Annotated in this window: 14 protein-coding genes; 5 read left to right on the top strand and 9 right to left on the bottom strand. The window is 73.5% G+C overall.

All coding sequences use genetic code 11. The features are described 5' to 3' along the window. Positions 1 to 207 precede the first annotated feature (207 nt). From H1D24_RS10175 to H1D24_RS10190, 4 genes are all read right to left on the bottom strand, one after another. A complete protein-coding gene (locus H1D24_RS10175) occupies positions 208 to 5,295 on the bottom strand; it encodes a coiled-coil domain-containing protein (RefSeq protein WP_181657125.1) in 5,088 nt (1,695 codons plus the stop codon). An 85-nt stretch (positions 5,296 to 5,380) separates the two neighbouring features. Continuing rightward, positions 5,381 to 6,277, bottom strand: a complete 897-nt coding sequence (locus H1D24_RS10180) for a hypothetical protein (protein ID WP_181657126.1) — start codon at positions 6,275 to 6,277, stop codon at positions 5,381 to 5,383. A 46-nt stretch (positions 6,278 to 6,323) separates the two neighbouring features. Beyond that, complete coding sequence (locus tag H1D24_RS10185) at positions 6,324 to 7,850, bottom strand: hypothetical protein (protein ID WP_181657127.1); 1,527 nt, start codon at positions 7,848 to 7,850, stop codon at positions 6,324 to 6,326. Positions 7,851 to 8,155: 305 nt separating this feature from the next. Next, the gene (locus tag H1D24_RS10190) at positions 8,156 to 8,914 is read right to left on the bottom strand and encodes a GntR family transcriptional regulator (RefSeq protein WP_181657128.1); all 759 of its coding nucleotides are present in this window, start codon (positions 8,912 to 8,914) and stop codon (positions 8,156 to 8,158) included. A gap of 249 nt (positions 8,915 to 9,163) precedes the next feature. Between H1D24_RS10190 and H1D24_RS10195 the strand changes: the two genes are divergently transcribed. From H1D24_RS10195 to H1D24_RS10215, 5 genes are all read left to right on the top strand, one after another. Next, a complete protein-coding gene (locus H1D24_RS10195; RefSeq protein WP_181657129.1) occupies positions 9,164 to 10,483 on the top strand; it encodes an MFS transporter in 1,320 nt (439 codons plus the stop codon). Next, positions 10,480 to 11,349 carry a putative hydro-lyase gene (locus tag H1D24_RS10200; RefSeq protein WP_374064201.1) on the top strand — a complete coding sequence of 290 codons (870 nt, stop codon included), beginning with the start codon at positions 10,480 to 10,482 and terminating at the stop codon, positions 11,347 to 11,349. Before H1D24_RS10195 ends, H1D24_RS10200 begins: the two co-directional genes overlap by 4 nt. A gap of 71 nt (positions 11,350 to 11,420) precedes the next feature. Further along, the gene (locus H1D24_RS10205) at positions 11,421 to 12,185 is read left to right on the top strand and encodes a LamB/YcsF family protein (protein WP_181657130.1); all 765 of its coding nucleotides are present in this window, start codon (positions 11,421 to 11,423) and stop codon (positions 12,183 to 12,185) included. Continuing rightward, positions 12,182 to 12,799, top strand: a complete 618-nt coding sequence (locus H1D24_RS10210; RefSeq protein ID WP_181657131.1) for a 5-oxoprolinase subunit B family protein — start codon at positions 12,182 to 12,184, stop codon at positions 12,797 to 12,799. The genes H1D24_RS10205 and H1D24_RS10210 overlap by 4 nt, the downstream gene beginning before the upstream one ends. After that, a complete protein-coding gene (locus H1D24_RS10215) occupies positions 12,796 to 13,665 on the top strand; it encodes a 5-oxoprolinase subunit C family protein (protein ID WP_181657132.1) in 870 nt (289 codons plus the stop codon). The genes H1D24_RS10210 and H1D24_RS10215 overlap by 4 nt, the downstream gene beginning before the upstream one ends. Positions 13,666 to 13,737: 72 nt before the next feature. On the opposite strand, the gene H1D24_RS10220 is transcribed toward H1D24_RS10215, so the two are convergent. From H1D24_RS10220 to H1D24_RS10240, 5 genes are all read right to left on the bottom strand, one after another. Further along, positions 13,738 to 14,592 (bottom strand): SGNH/GDSL hydrolase family protein, encoded by an 855-nt coding sequence (locus tag H1D24_RS10220; protein ID WP_181657133.1) that lies wholly within the window; start codon positions 14,590 to 14,592, stop codon positions 13,738 to 13,740. Continuing rightward, complete coding sequence (locus H1D24_RS10225) at positions 14,589 to 15,764, bottom strand: glycosyltransferase (RefSeq protein ID WP_181657134.1); 1,176 nt, start codon at positions 15,762 to 15,764, stop codon at positions 14,589 to 14,591. The genes H1D24_RS10220 and H1D24_RS10225 overlap by 4 nt, the downstream gene beginning before the upstream one ends. Next, positions 15,761 to 16,885, bottom strand: a complete 1,125-nt coding sequence (locus tag H1D24_RS10230; RefSeq protein ID WP_181657135.1) for a glycosyltransferase family 4 protein — start codon at positions 16,883 to 16,885, stop codon at positions 15,761 to 15,763. The genes H1D24_RS10225 and H1D24_RS10230 overlap by 4 nt, the downstream gene beginning before the upstream one ends. A 511-nt stretch (positions 16,886 to 17,396) precedes the next feature. Further along, positions 17,397 to 18,815, bottom strand: a complete 1,419-nt coding sequence (locus H1D24_RS10235; protein ID WP_181657136.1) for a HEAT repeat domain-containing protein — start codon at positions 18,813 to 18,815, stop codon at positions 17,397 to 17,399. Positions 18,816 to 19,132: 317 nt separating this feature from the next. After that, complete coding sequence (locus H1D24_RS10240; RefSeq protein WP_181657137.1) at positions 19,133 to 19,558, bottom strand: ankyrin repeat domain-containing protein; 426 nt, start codon at positions 19,556 to 19,558, stop codon at positions 19,133 to 19,135. Positions 19,559 to 19,775: the final 217 nt, after the last annotated feature.

Consider the following 19,775-nt stretch of genomic DNA (forward strand, 5'->3'; position numbering starts at 1 on the left):
CGGACACGTAGTTCTGCTGTCGCGCACGTAGTTCCGCTGTCGCGCACGTAGTCCGGCGGCACGCAGCATGTTCTGAGGACGGCCGGCAGGTGCGCGGGCCGGTCACCACCGCGTGAGTGCTGCCGACGCTGAGCCGGTCACCACCGCGTGAGTGCCGCGGGCGCGGAGCCGGTCACCCTGGGCGGGTGCCGCGGGCGCGGGAGCAGGTCACCCCTGGGCAGGTGCGGGCCGCTTGAACATCCGCGTCGCTGTGATCTCGCCGTGCACCGTCTCCCCCGCCGGGGCCTGCTGGGGCAGTCCCGGCCTCAGGTGTTCCTCCACGCTGATGTACTTGAGTCCGGCCCGCAGGTCCGCGTCGTTGCGCAGCCGGATCACCAGGGGGAACTCGGCGAGCGCCGTCGTGTCGAACAGGCCCGTGGTGTAGAGCAGTTGCACACCGAGCGCGTCCGACACGGCCCGCTGGAGTTCCAGGAGATACGTCGCGTTGGCGCGGCCGATCGGGTTGTCGAGGAACAGCGTGCCCGCGTGCCGGTGCTTGTCGCGGCCCCGGTCGTTCGAGCGCAGCGCGGCCATCGTGCAGTACAGGGCGATGGCGGCGGTGAGCAGCTGGCCGCCGGAGAACACGTCGCCCATCTGTCCGACGGGGACGCGCTCGGCGCGCAGCACGGCGTCCGGCTTGAGGATCTCGACGGCGACGCCCTTCGGCTGGAGTGCCGCCCCGACGCCGCGGAGCAGCAGGGACATGCCGTCTCGGCGCATGTCGGAGTTCTTCTTCACGGCGGCGCGGGTGGCCTCGTCGATTACCTCGCCCAGCCGCTCGGTGAGCGTAGCCTGGTCGGGCTCGTCGAAGCGGATGCGCAGGAACTCCTGGCCGGACCATTCGCCGAGGCCCTCGGGAAGGCGGGAGAGGCGCTGGGCGGAGCGGAGGGTCGCGAGGGCGGATTCCACGAGTCCCCGGAGCCGGTCCACGATCGAGTCCCGGTTGCGCTCCAGCTGCTCCAGCTCGTCGGTGAGGACGCGGAGGCGGGGCGCGAAGGCGTCGGCCCATTTCTGCGCGTGCTCCGGCAGGGCGGAGGCGGGCAGTTCGCGGATCTGCTGGCGGGCGGGGGTGCGGACCTGTTCGTAGCGCGTGGAGTTGGCGTGGCGCACGAGGACGTCGCCGGCCTCGCGTACGGCCGCTTCGGCGGTGGACAGATCAGCGGCGCAGCCGCGCAGGGAGCGGCGTGCCTCCGCCGCGGCGTTCCGGGCCTCCTGCAGGCTGCCGGGGTACGGCTTCGGCTCCTCCGAGTCGTCGCCGTAGTGCTCGCGGAGCAGGTCGCGCAGCTGGGCGGCCGTCTCGTCGAATCCTCCGGCCGCGTCCTCGGCGGCGCGATGGGCGGCGAGCAGTTCGGCATGCGTGTCCCTGGCCTCGCTCAACGCCTCGGTGTGAGCGGCGAGTTCGGCGGTGGCCGTGCGCAGCAGCGCCTGAGCCTGCTCGGCGTCGGCGGGCACCAGGTCGTCGGGCAGCACGGTGTGTGCCTCGCCGTCCTCGGGCGCGTGCCGCTCGGCCTCGGCCCGGAGCCTGCCGAGCTGCTCGCTGGCCGATGAGGCGCGGGTCTCGAGAAGCTGGACGAGCTCCTCGGCACGGGCGGCGGCAGCCTGCCGGGACGGGCCGTCGGCGCCGTCCGGCGACTCAAGGAGCTGGGCGGCGCGCGTGCGCACCTTGTTGCTGAGCCGGTCGAGTTCGGCGAGGGCCGCGCTCTCGTCGCTCTCGGCGCGGGCCTGCTCGGCGCGCAGATCGGCGCCGACGCCGACCTTCTCGTACACCTGGGAGGCAGCGCGGTATGCCTCGCGCAACGCGGGCAGCGACGCCTTGGGCGCCTTGCCGTCCCGGCTCTGGCCGCCCGCGGACTTGTCGCCCGCGGTGTCGCCACCCGAGGTGTCGTCTTCCGGTACGTCGTCGGGGGCGCCGGCGATGTCGGCGCGCTCTGCGCGGAGAGCGCGGGCGGTACGGCGGGCGTCGTCGGCGCCGCGCTGGGCCGCGCGGCGGTCCTCGTCGGCGGCGCGGGCACGCTCGAGACAGACCTGGGCGCGCGCCTCCGACTCGACGGCCTCGTCGGCGAGTTCACGCAGTTTGACCTGCCATCCCGGGCGCTCGCGCAGCCGGAACGCCAGCCCGGCGAGCGCATCGGCGGCGCGGCGGGCGCGCTGCGCGGCGTCCTGCCGCTCGTCGCGTACGCGTGCTGCCTCGGCCGCGGCCTCGTCGGCCTCGGCCCGGGCGGTGCGCGCCTCGGCGAGCTCGGCTTCGGCCTCCTCGGCGAACGCGTGGGCGTCGCGTGCGGCGGCGGCGAGTTCGGCGAGCCGGCCCGTGGGACAGCCGGCCCGCCAGGAGGCGAGCCGCGCGGCGAGCTCGCGGTCCTTGGCGAGGCGGGCGGCCAGCTCCCGGATGTCCTCGTCCCGCCGGGTGGCACGGGTGCGCAGGGCCTCGCGCTCCTCGTCGGCGGCCTGCTCGTCGTGCATGGCCGGGTTCGGCGGTACGAGGAACACGTCGCTGTCGCCCGCGCCGGGGGCCGGTGTGGGGGCGAGCAGGGCGGCGGCGGTGCCCACGGCGACGGTGGAGCGGGGAAGCAGCGCGGCGTTGCTCAGGGTCTCGCGGGCCCGGGTGTGGGTGTCGGGGTCGGTGATGACGACGCCGTCGACGAGTTCGGGCCGGGCGGCCAGCACACGCGCGTGGTCGGCGGGGTCGACGGCCTGGGCGAGGTAGCGCCAGCCCGGCAGCGCCGGGATGCCGTGCTCGCCGAGGTACTCGACCGTGGCGAGTACGTCCGGGCCCGGCGGCAGCAGCCCGCCGTCACCGAGCGCCCCGAGGATCCGCGCGTCGTCGGCGGCGGCGGTCCTCAGCTCGAAGAGCTGCCGCTCGGCGGAGGCGACCGCGTCGTCGAGCAGCCCTCGCAGCTCGTCTGCGTAGCGATCCAGCTCTTCGGCGGTCAGGGGGTGTTCGGCCGTCTCGGCCATTTCCACGCCGTCACCAGGCGCGCCCGACCGCTGTCCGACGGCTGCCGCATCCGCCACACGTCCGGAACCGCCAGGCCCGGCGGCGTCAACGCCCGGCACATCGCCGGCGCCACCTGGCTGGACAGCGGCCGCCCCACCACCGGCAGCTCCGGTGCCGGGACCTCCGGAGCCGGGACCTCCAGTGCCGGGACCCCCAGTGACCGGACCCCCAGTGCGGGGACCCCCAGTGGCAAATGCTCCCGCGCCCGGCTCGCCCGAGGCGCCGGAGTCCGAGGCACCCGTTCCCTGCCTGCCTGACGCGTCCCCGCGCCCCACCACGTCGGAGCCGGACTCCCCCGCCACCGCGTCCGCGACCGCGTTCCCCCCCTCCGGCTGCCCGGAGCCGCCCGGCACCCCGGCCATGCCCGCACCCCCACGCTGCCGCGGCACCCCCGCTCCGGCCGAGGCGGCGGATCCGCCGGGCAGGCTCAGCAGTTCCGCCAGCCGTTCCTCGCCCGCGAGGGACTCGGCGGTGCGCCGCTCCGCCTCGTACGCGCGCTCGGCCGCCGTCGCAGCGTCCGCGGCGCGGGCCGCCGTGAGTTCGGCGCGCGACTCCGCGGACGCGGCCTCCCGGGCCTGGTCGGCGGCGCGGCGGGACGCCTCGCGCGCGGTGTCCCAGGCGGCCACGGCGGTCTTCTCGGCGTCGCTGGCGGCGAGCGCCGCACGCGCCGGGTCCGCGTCCGGCGCGGTGTCGTCCAGCCACCCGGCCCGTACGGCCTCGGCGGTCTCCTGCTCGACCTCCGCCAGTCGCTGGCGCAGATGGCCGGCCTCGCTGCGGGCGCGCTGCGCCTCGGTCGCGGCGGCCGTCGCGTCACGATGCGCGGCCTCCCCGGCCTCCTGAAGGGCCGCGGACCGCTCCTCCCCCTCGTTCGCAAGCCGCTCTGCGTCCTCGGCGGCGCCGTGCAGGGCTCGTACGAGATCGGCCGCTGCCTTGGCGCGCGCGGCCAGGGCAGGGGCGGCGTCCCGTTCGGCCTCGCGGATGGCGGCGGCCACGCGCGCGGAGCGGTCGGCGGCCGCCCGGTGGCGAAGCACGGCTTCCGCGGCTTGCCAGGCGGAGTGCAGGGTACGTGCGTCGGCCAGCTCGCGCTTCTGTGCGGCGGCGGCCTTCTCGGCGCCGGCGAGCGCCAAGGAGGCGTGCCGGTAGGCCAGTTCGGCGGCGCTCAGCGCGCTCCGGCCGCGCGCCCGCTCGGCCTCGGTGACGGTGTGCGCTGCGGCGGTGACCTGCTGGGCGAGGTCGGCGGAGCGGCCGCGCTCCTGGGCTGCGCGCGCCGAGAGGCGGCGGGCGAGAGTGCGGGTGCGCCGCTCCGCGCCCGCGTGGATGTCACGCGCGCGTGCCCGCGCGTCGGCGGCTTCGACGATCCTGCCGAGGAGGTCGACGGAGCCCGCGGTGAAGTCCCGCTCGGCGATGAGTTCGCCGCGCCGTCCCAGTTTGTTGCCGAAGCCGCTGACCAGGTCGGCGAGCCCGTCGGTGTCACGGGTGTCGGTGACGGCGCGCAGCAGCAGATCGGTGAAGTCGGAGTCCTTCTTCACCGCGAACAGGCCTGCCGCCTCGCCCTCGTCGGCGTTCATCTCCCGCTGGTAGCGGAAGAGTTCGGGGTCGAGGCCCAGCTCGCCGAGGTGCTCGGTCCAGCGCTCGTGGATCTCCTCCCAGTGCACCTCCAGATGCGGGTACGCCTTGCCCGCCTCCGTCAGCGCGTCCCGGAAGCCCTTCATGGTGCGGCGCCGCCCCTGCGCGCCGGATGCTCCCTCGACGGGCGGACGCACCGCGGTGGACTCGGCGACCGGCAGGTTGTCCAGGCTCAGTCCGGGGCCGGGCCGGAACGAGTACCAGGCCTCGGCGAACTTCCGCGGGTCGTTGGAGACCTGCCGCCCGCGCCACTCGCTGACCTTGCCGACGACGACGCACTCACCGGTCAGCGTGTGCTGCCACTCCAGCGCGACATGTCCGCAGTCGTCCGCGAGCAGGAACTTTCGCAGGACGCCGGAGCTGGCGCCGCCGAGGGTGTTCCGGTGGCCCGGCAGCATCACCGAGAAGATCAGCTTCAGCAGTACGGACTTGCCGCCGCCGTTCTCCAGGAAGAGCACCCCCGCCGGCGCGGGCCGTCGCGGCGGTCCGACGGGCTCCTCCTCGAAGAACTCCGCCTGGGTGGGCGCGGGGTGCGGCACCGGCTCACCGACACCCCGCAGGTCCAGCACGGTGTCGGCGTAGCGCGCACCGGCAGGCCCGATGGAGTAGAGGCGGACCCGGGACAACTCGTACATTGCGGCGGACTCTCGTAGTCGTGAAAGAGGTCGTGAAAGGGAGGTCGTGAAAGAGGTTCAGGCGGTCAGGAAGACGTTCAGGCGGTCAGGAGTGGAACGGCAGCCCCGCGTCGGCCACCAGCTCCAGGTCGTCGGTGTCCTCGGGCGGCAGCAGGCTCGCCGTCCCGTCGGTCACCGGCACGATGCCCAGCTCCAGCAGCTCGGCCATGGCGGCGCCGCCGGCCATGTCTCTCACCTGCAGCTGGTAGCGGGCGGTCGTGCGGTACGTCCCTCCTGAGTCGTCCCCCGTGCGCTGCAGGAACCCCGAATCGGTGAGGAACGCGACGGCCTTGGCCACGATGCCGGTGGTCGAGCCGGCGAGCCGGCGGGCGTCCTTGGTGGCCCCGGTCGCACTGCGCCGCGCCCAGATCCGCCAGGCGGCCTCGAGCCCGGGCGCGTCGCTGGCCGGGTCGGTGTTCTCGCCCTGCTCGGCGGCCCGTTCCTCCAGGCGGCGGCAGGCCTGGCGTACGAACGCGTCGACGCCGTTGACCGTCACACGGCCGATGTAGCCGTCGTCGGCGAGGTCCTCCGGGCGCGGGAACGCCATGGCGGCGACGGCCAGGTGGGCGAGGCCGTGCAGGAAGCGGTCACCGGCGTCGGCCGAGGCGCGGCGCGCGTAGTCGCCCATGCGGACGGCGAAGACGGAGTCCTCGGCTGCTGTCACGGCCATCCCCGCGCGCGGGGACACCTCGAGGACGATCAGCCCAAGACCGGCGGCGACGGCGTCGGCGAGCCGCGCGAACGGGGGGTCATCGCGGTAACGGCGCAGCAGCTCCGTGTACTCCTGGTCGCGCGCGGGCTGCAGCTTGGGCTGCAGCCCGAAGGCGACGAGGCGCGCCGCGTCGGCGGCGTCGGCAGGCGTCACAGCGGCCTTCGCCCCCGCCGGGGCCGCCCCGGAATCCGGCTCGCCCCACGCGGTCCCGTCTGCGTGGTCGTCGGTCACGGCTGGTGCTCCTTGCTGGGGTGATGCATGTGCTTGTCGGTCGCGGTCACGCCGCCTCCGTCCGGTCGGCCGCCATGCCCGCGGCGTCGAGCAGGGCCGTGCCCACTATGAGGTCGGCGCCGCCGAACTCGGGGTCGTCGAGTTCGGTGCCGTCGTCCACGGCGAACAGCAGCTTTTCCTCGCCCTGGCGGTAGGCGGTGCCGACCGGGGGGCTGGCCGCGTGCACGGCCAGCAGGGCGACAAGATAGGGCAGTTCGGGTTCGCGTCGGCGGGCCTCGGCGAGCAGGCCGGAGAGCCGGCGCGGTGCGTCGGATGGCAGGTCGAGCAGCTCCATGGCGCTCGCGAGCTGTTCCTCGCTGAACCGGCTGTCGTCCGGCGTCGCGATCAGATCGGGCTCGGGCATCTCCGCACCGAGGTGCTCTCGCTCCATCGGCGGCGTGAGCAGTATGCCGACGAGGTCGGCGACCCGTACGGACACGGGCGTACGCAGGCCGGTTCCGCGGGCGAAGTAGGCGTCCGTCACGCGGTGCGCCTGCTCGAGAGGGAGCGGCAGGACCGGTGCGACGAGCTGACCGTAGAGATCCAGCCCCGCGCGCGCGGAGGGTGCGGCGAAGGCCTGCCGGTCCTGTTCGGCGCGGAACAGCGGCCCCGCCTCCAGGAGCCGGGACTGGAGCTGGGTGTGGCGGCGGATGCAGTCCTTGACGATGTCGACGAGCTCCGCGGCACGGCGCTTGTGCTCCGGGTCCTCGGACTCGTCGCGTGCCCTGCGGATGTTCGTGAGGATCGCGTTCTCGTGGCGGTAGCGGTCGGCGACGTGGTCGAGGGCCTCGGCGATCATGTCGGGGACGGCGCTCAGCCAGTCCACCGCGCGTACGTTGCGCCGGGTGGCCTCGAGGGCCCTGCGGAGCGTTTCCGAGTACTGCACGGTGCGGTAGCGGGCCTGTTCGGCGGCGAGCTGGGCGTCGGCGAGCCGGCCGCGGTTGATCAGCACCTCCAGCTTGACCTCGGCGGCGATCTGGGCGCTGGTGACATCGGTGTCGAGGGCGCCGACGAGGACGTTGACGGCCTCGTCCGTCGTACGGAGATACACGGCGCCCCCGTGCCCCGGGACCTCCTCGATCAGCTTGAAGTCGTAGTCCCGGCGCACATAGCTGCCGTCGGGCGCGAACGTGCCGTACACGGCGCGGAAGCCGCGGTCGACACTGCCGACGTTGATCAGGTTCTCCAGGACCCAGCGGGCGACGCGCTCGTGCTCGGCGGTGGGGCGCTGCGGGGCCTGGGCGGCGATGCGCGGGATCAGCCTGGCCACTATCTGCTCGTGGTCGGCGCCCGTGTCGAAGTCCATGTTCAGTGTGACGAGGTCGATGGCGGCGAGGGCGACCTCCGCCATCCCGTACACCGAGTACTCACCGGCCAGGTTGGCCTTGCGCGCGTCGAGGTCGTGCAGCGGCGCGGTGCAGGCGAGCGCGCGCAGCCGCCGCGCCAGGCCCTCGTCGGCGGCCGGGCCCGGGGCGGGCCGCGACGCCGCGCTGAGCTGCGGCGGAACGGTGTACGTCGATGCTGGCAAAGTCACGGTGCACAGACTAGGTCCTCGGTCTGACAACGGCCCAAACGGCGCAGATACGACCCAGGTCGCCGCCGTCCCGAACGTCCCGTCGGCACGCCACCGGGTACGGTCACGGCGCCGGCCCGCCACGGCAGCCGCGCCCGCGCCCCATGGCATGCCACTGCGAACGCCGACGGCACCGGCTCGTCATGGCCGGCGCGCCGCGGCCCACGGCACGCCACCACATGCGGCCGCCGCACCGGCCGCTCACACCGCCGTGCCTCGTGGCACCTCTCGGCCGGCCGCAGCCGACGGGGGCCGGCACGCGCCGGTCACTCGTCCGTTCGCGCGCCCTCGTCCTCCCCCGCACCCACCCGCTGCCCGTACACCTCGACCAGCCCCCGGCGCGAGTCGTCGAGGTACTCGGCGAGCAGGGCCTCCGCCTTGTCACGGTTGCCCGCCTGGAGTGTCTCCAGGATCTGGCGGTTGCGTGCCAGGTACGGCTCGTGCAGCCGACGAGGGTCGTCCACCACATGGAAGGCGAGGCGCAGTTCGGCGAAGACGCTGCGCATCACCTCGTCGGTGCGTTCGCTGCCTGCCAGGGCGACGAGTTCCCGGTGGAAGTGGATGTTGGCCGTCCCCACGCCCTTCCAGTCGCGCTCCCGCGCCGACCGCCGCCCCTCGGCGACGGCTGCGGCGACCGCCTCCAGCTCGTATGGGGGCTTGCCCAGGCCGCGCACGACCGCGCACTCCACAAGGCGCCGCGTGCGGTAGATGTCCTCGACGTCCTCGACGGTGAGGACTCGTACGAAGACGCCGCGGTTGAGCTGGTGGACGAGCAGCCGCTCATGGGTGAGCAGCCGGAAGGCCTCGCGCAGCGTGTTGCGCGAAACGCCGAGCGCCCCGCCGATGCTGTCCTCGGACAGCCGTGTGCCGGGACGGAAATAGCCTTCGGCGATACGGCTCCTGAGGATGTCCGCCACTCGCTCCGCCGTGCTCGTACGACCCAGCAGCGCACGATCGTCGGCCAGCCCTGCCGGCTCTCCGGCCGAAGGTCCGGGGGTCCCGCCCCGGGAAGACACAGCACCCATGCCGGAATTCAACCCCAGATACAAGAACGAAACAACACGGGTATTGAGGGATCGTTCAACGATCCTCTACCTTACGGACAGGGCGCCGAGAGAACCGCACCGACGCCCACCGCTTTTCCGCACTCCCCGGCACGGCACAACACCCCGGCTCGACTCACCTCTCGCACGGCACGACACCCGGCTCGACTCAGCTCCCGCACGGCGCCGCCCAGTTCGCATGCACCATTTGTCCCCTTATGCGAGGTGCTCATGAGTACGACCCCTCCGACACAGGCCCTGCCGACCGACGCGCAACCCGGCGCGGCTGAACACTCCGAGGACAGCGGCGCGTTCGCCTGGCTGCGCGCCCTCGGGCCGCGTGGCCGACGCGCCTTCGCGGGCGCCTTCGGCGGCTACGCGCTCGACTCCTACGACTACTTCACGCTGCCGCTGAGCATGGTGGCGCTCGCGGCGTACTTCGGACTCAACAGCGGTCAGACGGGGCTGTTCACGACCGTCACGCTGGTCGTCTCGGCGGTCGGCGGCGCCCTCGCCGGTGTGCTCGCGGACCGGATCGGCCGGGTCAAGGCCCTGATGATCACGGTGATCACCTACGCCGTGTTCACCGTGGCCTGCGGCTTCGCGCCCAACTACGAGACGCTTCTGGTCTTCCGCGCCCTTCAGGGCCTCGGCTTCGGCGGCGAGTGGGCGGTCGGTGCGATCCTGGTCGCCGAGTACGCGAGCGCCAAGCACCGCGGCCGCACCCTCGGAGCCATCCAGAGCTCGTGGGCCGTCGGCTGGGGACTCGCCGTCGTCGTCTACACGCTGGTGTTCCAGTTCCTCGACGACGACGTGGCGTGGCGCGTGATGTTCTGGACCGGGGCGCTGCCCGCACTGCTCGTCGTATACGTACGGCGCAGTGTGCACGACGCCCCCGAGGCCGCCGAGCGCCGGCAGAAGAGCGCCGAGAAGGGCTCGTTCGCCGCGATCTTCAAGCCCGGCACGGCGGACCGGCCGGGCCTGCTGCGCACCACGGTCTTCGCCGTGCTGCTCTCCACCGGCGTCCAGGGCGGCTACTACACGCTGGCCACCTGGGTGCCCACCTACCTCAAGACGGAGCGCAACCTCTCCGTCGTCGGCACCGGCGGCTATCTGACCTTCCTCATCTCCGGCGCCTTCCTCGGCTACCTCACCGGTGGATATCTCACCGACAAACTGGGCCGCAAACGGAACATCGCGCTCTTCGCCTTCCTGTCGGCGGCCGCGATCCTCGCCTACACCAACATCCCCAGCGGCGCGAACACCCTGGTGCTCGTCCTCGGTTTCCCGCTCGGGTTCTGCATGTCGGCCATCTTCAGCGGCTTCGGCTCGTTCCTCAGCGAGCTCTATCCGGCGGCGGTGCGCGGCACGGGACAGGGCTTCACGTACAACACCGGCCGCGCTGTGGGAGCCGTCTTCCCGACGCTCGTCGGGTTCCTGGCCGACAGCTGGGGCGTGGGCGGCGCGCTGATCTTCGGAGCGGTGGGGTACGGCCTCGCCGTCCTGGCACTGTTCGGTCTGCCCGAGACCCGTGGACGGGAGCTGCTGTGAACCGTACGAAGGACCGCCCCGCAAGTCGTACCGAGGTCCACGCCGAAGGCCGTACGCCGGACCGCCCCGTGAAGCATGTGACTGCGCGCACGCGCGCGTGGAGCCCCGAAAAGGCCCGGGCGCACTTCCGTTCGGGCGCCGCAGGGCCGACCGCCGGCTGGTCCGCCGGGCACACCCAGGCCAATCTGATCTCGGTTCCCGCAGACTGGGCGTACGACATGCTGCTGTTCTGTCAGCGCAACCCCAAGCCCTGTCCAGTGCTGGACGTCACCGACGCCGGCTCCTGGAGCACACCGCTCGCCCCGGGCGCCGACTTGCGCACCGATCTGCCGCGCTACCGCGTGTGGGAGCACGGCGAACTCGTCGACGAACCCACCGAAGTCGTCGGGCACTGGCGCGGCGACCTGGTGTCGTTCCTGATCGGCTGCAGCTTCACCTTCGAGTGGGCGCTCTCCGAGGCGGGCGTGCCGATGCGCCATGTCGAACAGGGCCGCAACGTCCCCATGTACGTCACGGGCCGCCACTGCCGCCCCGCCGGGCGGTTGCACGGTCCCATGGTGGTGTCGATGCGCCCCGTCCCGCCGGAGCACCTGGCGGCGGCGATCCGGGAGAGTTCGCTGATGCCCGCGGTGCACGGCAGTCCGGTGCACTGCGGCGAGGCGGACGTGCTGGGCATCCAGGACCTGGCACGGCCGGACTTCGGCGATCCGGTGGACGCCGAGCCGGGCGACATCCCGGTGTTCTGGGCGTGCGGGGTGACACCCCAGGCGGCGGTGATGGCCTCGCGCCCGCCGTTCGCCATCACGCATGCACCTGGTCAGATGTTCATCACCGACGCCCGGGACGAGCAGTACCGGGTGGCCTGACCCCGGAGATCACCGGGCTCAGGGTCGGCGCTGAACAGCAGAAACAGCAGGATAAGGAGAAGAAGAGACACATGGCCTCCGTCTCGATCGATCTGAACGCCGACCTCGGAGAGGGCTTCGGGCGCTGGCAGCTGACCGACGACGAACAGCTGCTGTCCGTCGTCACCAGCGCCAACGTCGCCTGCGGCTTCCATGCGGGGGACGCGGCCACCATGCGGCGCGTGTGCGCGATGGCGGCCGAACGCGACGTACGGATCGGCGCCCAGGTCTCCTACCGCGACCTGGCGGGCTTCGGGCGGCGCGCGATGGACGTGCCGCCCGACGAGCTGGCGGCCGAAGTGGCATACCAGATGGGGGCGTTGGAGGTCTTCGCGCGCGCGGCGGGCACGCGCGTGTCGTATGTGAAGCCGCACGGCGCGCTCTACAACCGGGTCGTGCACGACGAGGACCAGGCGCGGGCGGTGGTCGACGGTGTGCTGCTCGCCGACGGCACGCTCCCCGTGCTCGGACTGCCGGGATCGCGCCTGCTGGAGGCGGCGGAGAAGGCCGGACTGCCGGTCGTCACCGAGGCGTTCGCGGACCGCGCCTACACCGCCCAGGGCACGCTGGTGCCGCGCCGTCAGGACGGTGCCGTGGTCACGGATCCGGAGGCCGTCGTCGAGCGCTCGGTGCGGCTGGCACGGTCCGGGATCGTCACGTCCCACACGGGCGAGGAGATCGCGGTGCGTGCCCGATCGCTCTGCCTGCACGGGGACACGCCCGGTGCGGTGGGCCTCGCCCGGCGCGTGCGCGCGCAGTTGGAGTCGGCCGGCGTCCGGCTGGAGGCGTTCGCATGAGGGCGCTGCCGGTCGGCGAGCAGGCTCTGCTCGTCGAGCTGGAGAGCGGCGCCGAGGCACAGGCGCTCCACGCGGAGCTTCTGCGGCGCCGCGCGGCGGGCTCGTTGTCCGTACGGGAGATCGTGCCCGCGGCCCGCACGGTGCTGCTCGACGGGCTCGACGATCCGGCCCGGCTGGCCGCACAGCTCCCGGCCTGGGACGTCGCGCCCCTCTCCGCGCGCGCGGAGGACGTGATCGAGTTGCCCGTGCGCTACGACGGCCCTGACCTCGCGGATGTCGCGGAGCTGTGGGGCGTCGAGGAACAGGAGGTCGGACGGATTCACGCGGCGGCCGAATTCCGCGTCGCCTTCTGCGGGTTCGCACCCGGCTTCGGCTATCTGACGGGACTGCCCGAGCGCTACGAGGTGCCGCGCAGGGCCACGCCCCGTACGGCCGTTCCTGCCGGTGCCGTCGCTCTCGCGGGTCCGTATACCGGCGTGTATCACCGCTCGTCGCCCGGCGGCTGGCAGCTGATCGGCACGACGGACGCCGTACTGTGGGACCACGCGCGCGTGCCTGCCGCGCTGCTCGCGCCCGGCGCACGGGTGCGGTTCGTACCGGAGGGGACGCGGTGACCGACCGTGCAGTGGCCGTCGTCCGGGCCGGCGCGCTGACCACTGTCCAGGACCGGGGCCGTCATGGCCACGCACACCTGGGCGTACCCCGCTCCGGGGCACTCGACCTTCCGGCCGCGGCCCTCGTCAACCGGCTCGTGGGCAACGCACCGGACGCGGCGGTCCTGGAGACGACCCTCAACGGCTGTGCGGTACGGCCGCGTTGCGACGTCGATGTGGCGGTGGGCGGCGCACCCTGCACGGTGACCGTCGACGGCCGTCCGGTGCCATGGAGTGCCCCGGTCCGCGTCCCCGCGGGGGCGGTGCTGGACGTCGGGGCGGCGGTCTCCGGCGTACGCAGCTATGTGGCGTTCGCCGGCGGGGTGGCCGTGGAGCCGGTGCTCGGCAGCCGGTCGACGGATCTGCTGTCGGGCCTCGGCCCGGCGCCGCTCGCCGATGGAAACGTACTGCCCTTGGGCGACCCGGTTGCCGCACGCGCGCGTGCCGATGTCGCTCCGCAGCCGGGGCCCCCGCGCGAACTGGTGCTGCGGGTGACCCTCGGCCCTCGTCACGACTGGTTCACCGATGCGGCACTGCGGACGCTGACCACGCGCGCGTACCTGGTGTCCTCGGCGAGCAACCGCATCGGACTGCGCACCGACGGGCCGCCGCTTCAGCGGGCGGTGGACGGTGAGCTGCCCAGCGAAGGCATGGTGCTTGGCGCGGTCCAGGTGCCCCCGGACGGACGGCCGGTGGTGTTCCTCGCCGACCACCCGACCACGGGCGGGTACCCGGTGATCGCGGTGGTCAGGGAACCGGACCTGGCGGCCGCGGCCCAGGCGACGCCGGGGACACCAGTACGGTTCGTGGCGGTCCGCAGACGCTGAGCCTGCCGCGCTCGTCCCGTCGAAGGTAATCGCTCATCCAAGGCCGACTCCCCCGGCTGACGCCAGGGATGCTCACGCGGCATCCGCCGCCTCCGCGGTCGACAGCGCCGCCAGCGCGGCCGCCACCGCATGGGAGGTCCGCAGATCCAGCCGGGCACTCGTGCCTCGCGCCCGGTGCCGCACCTCGTCGGCGGCCAGCCTGAGGAGCTGCGGCAGCAGATCGGTGCACCGGCGCGCCACCCAGCCTGTCCCCGCGGTGGCCAGCCACAGCAGACTGGCGGACCGCGTGGGCGGCGGGAATTCAGGCTCGACCGAGGGCCGACGACCGACGGCGACTCCGTTGGCAGCGAGCGCCGCGTGGAAACGCGTGGCAAGCACCCGGTGACCGCGCTCGCCGGGATGCAGCCGGTCCGCGCTCCACATCGCACGGTCGGTGATCCAGTCGCCTTCCGCGGCATGCAGATGGACGGCTCCGTAGCGCTCGGACAGCGCGTGCACGACCGCGTTGACCGCACGCTGACGGCGGGCGAGCGGGTGGGCGAGCACGCCGGGCAGGCCGAGCATCGCGCCGGGGTCGGGCAGGCAGGCGGTGAGCACCACCGCCTTCTGGGCCGCGAAGGCCGCGTAGACCTGGTCGAGGCGCGTGGCGATCGCGTGGATGTCGAAGGTGCAGCGCAGGGTGTCGTTGACGCCGACCAGGACGGACACGATGTCCGGCCGCAGAGCGAGTGCGGCCGGGGTCTGACGCTCGAGGACGTCCAAAGTCTGGGCGCCGCTGACCGCGAAGTTCCGGAATTCCACCGGGGCTCCGTCGGGGTCGAGCCCGTCGGCGAGCAGCGCGGCCCAGCCCCGCCACCCGTCCTTCACCCGGTCGCCCACTCCTTCAGTGAGCGAGTCCCCGAGCGCGGCGAAGCGGACCGGTCTCATGCCATGCCTCCCACGCGCTCACCGGCCCTCGGTACCCGGACCGGTGCGTCGTGCGCCGTGAGGAACGCCCGGACAGCGATGTCCCATCCGAAGCACTCGGCACGCGCGCGTGCCGCCTCGCGGCGCTCGGTCTCCGGGCGCTCCAGGAGGCCCTGCACGGCGTCCGCGAAGGCCGCTCCCGTGTCCGCCGCCGTGGCGCCGGCCGCGCCGACGATCTCCGGGAGGGCGGACGTCGCGCTGGCCACGACCGGGGTGCCGCAGGCCATCGCCTCCAGTGCCGCGAGCCCGAACGTCTCGGCGGGCCCGGGCGCCAGGCACACGTCCGCGGAGGCCTGCAGGGCCCCGAGAGCCGTGCGGTCCCCGACGTGGCCCAGGAAGGTCACCGGCAACCGGCGCTCACGCGCCCGCTGTTCGAGCCGGGCGCGCAGCGGGCCTTCGCCCGCCACGACGAGCACCGCCCGCCGCCCCCTGCCGAGCAGCACCTCCAGGGCGTCCAGCGCCGTGCCCGGCCGCTTCTCCACGGACAGCCGCGAGCACATCACGATCAGTGCCTCACCCACGCGCGCGTGCCGCTCGCGCAGCTGCGGATCCAGCAGCCCGGGATGGCAGCGCTCCAGGTCCACGCCGAGCGGGGCGCGTACGACGTTGCGCGCGCCGATGCGTACGAACTCGCGCTCAGCCCATTCCGTGGTGCACACGACACGCGTGTACGCGCGCGCGGTGCGGAGGTTGAGGGCGTCGGCGGCCCGCCGCGCCGCTCCCTCCGACAGACCCCAGGTGCGCAGCACGCCGTGCGCCGTCTCGTGGGAGACCATCATGGCGGGAACGCGGGCGCGGCGCGCCCACTCTCCCGTCCAGCGCAGGGTCGTCCGGTCGGAGACCTCGAGCCGGTCGGGAGCGAGCTGCTCGAGGAGCCGGGTGAGCCGCCTGCGGTCGGTGATCACCCGGTAGCCGCCGGTGCCGGGCAGCACGGGCCCCGGCACGGTGATGACACGTCCCTGGTCGGTGTCGCGGTCGTCGGTCCGGTCGCCGGGCACGATCAGTACGGGCTCGTGGCCGGCCGCGCGGTAGCCGGTGCCCAGCTCCCGCAGTGCCGTCCGCAGCCCGCCCGAGGAGGGCGCGACGAAGTTCGCCAGGCGCACCATGCGCAGGGGCGATGCCGAGGCCGTCATGCCGCCACCGCCGTCCGTGCCTGGAGCACCTCGGTGTAGTGGTCGATGAGCTGATCGCCGACGGCCGCCCAGGTGCGGCCCTCTACCGTGGCGCGGCCCGCGGCCCCGTACGCCGCGCGCCGCTCGGGGTCGGCGGCCAGGGACCACACCGCGTCGCGCACGGCGGCCTCGTCGCGCGGCGGCACGAGTATCCCGGTCCGCCCGTGGTCGACGAGGTCGAGCGGTCCGCCCGCCGCGGGGGCGATGACGGGGACACCACTCGCCATGGCCTCCTGCACGGTCTGGCAGAAGGTTTCGAACGGTCCGGTGTGCGCGAACACGTCCAGCGAAGCGAAGATCCGCGCCAGTTCGTCGCCGGTGCGGCGACCGAGGAAGACGGCGTTCGGCATGGCCTCGTGCAGTGTGGTCTCACTGGGCCCGTCGCCCACGACGACGACCCGCACACCGCCCAGCCGCGAGGCCGCGGCGAGCAGCTCCACCTGCTTCTCGGGGGCGAGCCGCCCCACGTATCCGACGATCAGTTCGCCGCCGGGAGCCAGCTCCCTGCGCAGCGCCTCGTCGCGCAGCGACGGCTGGAAGCGCTCGGTGTCCACGCCGCGGGCCCACAGCCGCACCCGGGGAATTCCGTGCTCCTCGAGGTCGCGCAGCGCGGCCGTGGAGGGCGCGAGGGTGCGGTCGGCCGCGGCGTGGACGCTGCGTATGCGCCGCCAGGCGGCGGCCTCGCCGGCGCCCATGTAGGTGCGCGCGTACCCGGCGAGATCGGTCTGGTAAACGGCGACGGCGGGGATCCCCAGGCGCCCGGCGGCGGCCATGCCGCGCACACCCAGCACGAAGGGGCTGGCCAGGTGGACTACGTCGGCCCGGTGGGAGATCAGTGCCGCGGCCACCCGACGGCTCGGCAGCGCCACCCTGACCTGCGGATACCCGGGGAGCGGAAGGGACGGGACCCGGATGACCGGGCACGGCGCGAAGGCGTCGGCCCCGGTGCCGGCCCCGGTGGCCGGGGCGACGACGATCGGATCATGACCACGTGCGGCGAGGTGCCGGGCGGTCTGCAGGGCGCAGTGGGCCACGCCGTTGACATCGGGCGGGAAGGACTCGGTGACGATGACGACACGCATACCCGTGTTCTCCACGCGCGGGGCGTGGTCACGTCAACGTGGATCTTTCCTGCCGGGGAACGTCCCATGAGCGTTCGCCTGCACAGCTGCGGGAACGCCGGGCACTTGGGACAGTTGGTGCGCCGCGCGCCACACGGGCGGTGGCGCAGCACGGGCGGCGACGCAGCACAGGCGGCGACGCAGCACGGGCGGCGACGGTGCGGCCGTGGCGCATCGCGGGCGGTGGCGGTGCCGTGACGGTGCGACGGGTGGCCCAACACGGACGGTGACGGTGCACGACCGGTGACCATGCGGCGGGTGGCGCAACACGAGTGATGGCGGTGCCGTGACGGTGCGGCCGGTGGCGCAACACGAGCGGTGGCGGTGCCGTGACCGTGCGACCAGCGGCACAACACGAGCGGTGGCGGTGCGGTCGGCGGCGCTACGCGGCCCGAGCGACCGGCCCACAGCCGATGGGGCTACACGGCCGGTGGTGCCATGCAGCCGGAGCGCCGGCTCACAGCCGGTGGAGCTACACAGCCGGTGTGTCCGGCCCGATCCTGCTGCGCACGGCGGTCTGTACCTCCGCCTCCTCGGCCGGGTCGGAGGCGAGCCTCCTGAGCTGGTCGACGACGCGCGCGTCGCCGGTCGCGGCGTGCCGGGCGGCGAGTTCGCGGGTGGATTCCTCGCAGTCCCAGAGGCACTCGACGGCGAAGCCAGCGGCGAAGGACGGGTCTGTGACGGCCAGCGCGCGGGCGGCGCGGCCGCGGAGATGGGACGAGGCGGTTTCGCGGTAGATGTGCCGCAGGACGGGGGCTGCGCAGGCGATGCCGAGCCGTCCGGTCCCGTCGATGAGAGTGCCGAGCGTGGCGGCGTCCGGGCCGTCGCTGCGCACTGCCTCCCGGAGCGCGCCGATCACCAGGTGGCCGTCCTCCATGCCGCCCCGGCAGGCGAGCATCCGCCCGGCGGCCGCTCCCAGGATGTCCGGGCGGCCCGCCCAGCGCCTGGCCCGCTCCACCGCGGCGACACTGCGCATTCGTTCGAAGGCGTCGACGGCCGCGTCCACCACGAGCCGCGACGGGCTGTCCACGGCCGCCTCGATCAGGTCGAGCGCCGCGGGATCCTGGGCGGAGGCCAGATAGCGCAGGGCCGTGCAGCGTGCTCCGTCGTTGCCGCTGCGCGCGGCCTCGATGATCGCCGGCCGGTCGTCGGGGCCGGCGACGGCGGTGAGGCAGCGCGCGGCAGGGACGTGCAGCATCGAGCCGCGCTCGATGCCCTGCTGGGCCCAGTCGAAGACCGCCTGCACACTCCAGCCGGGGCGCGGTCCGGTCGGCGTCAGCTGCCGCTGCCAGCGGTCGAACGAACCCTTCTCCCCCGCCGCCCGCACCCGGGCGGCGATCGCTTCCCGCGGGTCGTCGGCCCATAGCCGCCACGGCCGCGGTTCGAAGGCGTCCCGGACCGCGGTGGCGAGTTCGGCATCACCCTCCGGGGTCGCTGGGAAGCGGGCGAGAACGGGCAGGGCGAGGGCGCTCAGCCCGGCGTCGTCGTCGCGCAGCGCGAGTTCGTCCAGCGCCCAGGCCCAGTTGGTGCCGCAGGCCGCGTACCGCCGCAGCAGTGCGAACGCGTCACGCCTGCCGTACGAGGCGAGGTGACCGAGCACCGCCAGCGAGAGCCCGGTGCGTGACTCGTCCGTCTCGAGGACGTCGTCCGCGGCGAAGAGATGCCGCTCGATCTCGTCGAGCTCGCCACGTAGGTCGAGGAAGAGGCGGGCGTAGTACAGGGAGCGGTTCTCCACCTGCCAGTCGTGGCGGGGGTCGTTCAGCACGCAGTGGTTCAGCGCCGCGAGCGCCTCGGCGCGCGGGGCGGTGAGTGCGTGGAGCGTGCCGTCGCCGCGGCCCCGCTGGAGCAGGCCGAGCAGCGTACCGCTGGGCGCTATGACCGGATCGAACATGGAAAGAGCCTCACATCAAGCGTCGACGCAACCGGGGATACCGCACTACCTGGCTGCGCGACAACACGTCGGGGCGCCCGCCGTTTCCTGCTTGCTGTAGACCATCTTCCTCTGCCTCTCGTCGGTGGCCCGCCGGGAGCGGGCCGCTCACGGTCCGCGCGGTGCGGCAACACCTGCCCAGTCGTCGCGTCCGTGAACCACGACGTCATGATGACCCAGCGGTTATGCCGCCCGCGACCACATTTCCGACGGCTCGGTGCGCCCTGATCACTCCGATCATGCGGCTGAGTGCGCCCCGATCACTCCGAGAAGGCGCCTCAGTGCGCCCCGAACAGTTCGAGCAGGTCCGTCTTGCCGAACATACGGGCCGTGTCGACAGCCGAGGGCGTGCCGGCGGCGGGGTCGGCGCCGGCGTCCAGCAGCGCCCGGATCACCGCCTCCTCGCCCTTGAAGACGGCGCCCGCGAGCGGCGTCTGCCCGCGGTCGTTGGCCTGGTTCGGTTCGGCGCCTCGCTCGATCAGGGCACGGACCGCGTCCGCGTGGCCGTGGTAGGCGGCCAGCATCACGAGGGTGTCGCCCTTGTCGTTGGTGAGATTGGCTGGGACGCCCGCGTCGACGTATGCGGCGAGCGCCTCGGTCCGTCCCTGGCGCGCCAGATCGAAGATCTTCGTCGCCAGCTCCACGACCTCCGGGTCGGGGACAGGCGGTCCGGGGGTTGCTCCGGGGGAGGATTCAGCGCTCATCGGCCGGGACCACCTTTCGGCTGCGTGTGCGTTGTCAGGATGTGCAAGGTTGTCGGGGTGCAAGGTTCCTGATGCCCGTGCGAACGCGCACTGCAGGGTGCGCGCCTCGAGTGCACAGAGGATGTACGGCCGGGCACTCGTACGGATGAATCGCCAGCGTACTGCCCCTTCGGGCACAGGCCCGGCCCGGACCGAGGCAAAGATCATCCAAGGGCCG

Origin of the sequence: Streptomyces himalayensis subsp. himalayensis (genome assembly GCF_013778455.1) — a bacterium.
GTDB lineage: Bacteria > Actinomycetota > Actinomycetes > Streptomycetales > Streptomycetaceae > Streptomyces > Streptomyces himalayensis.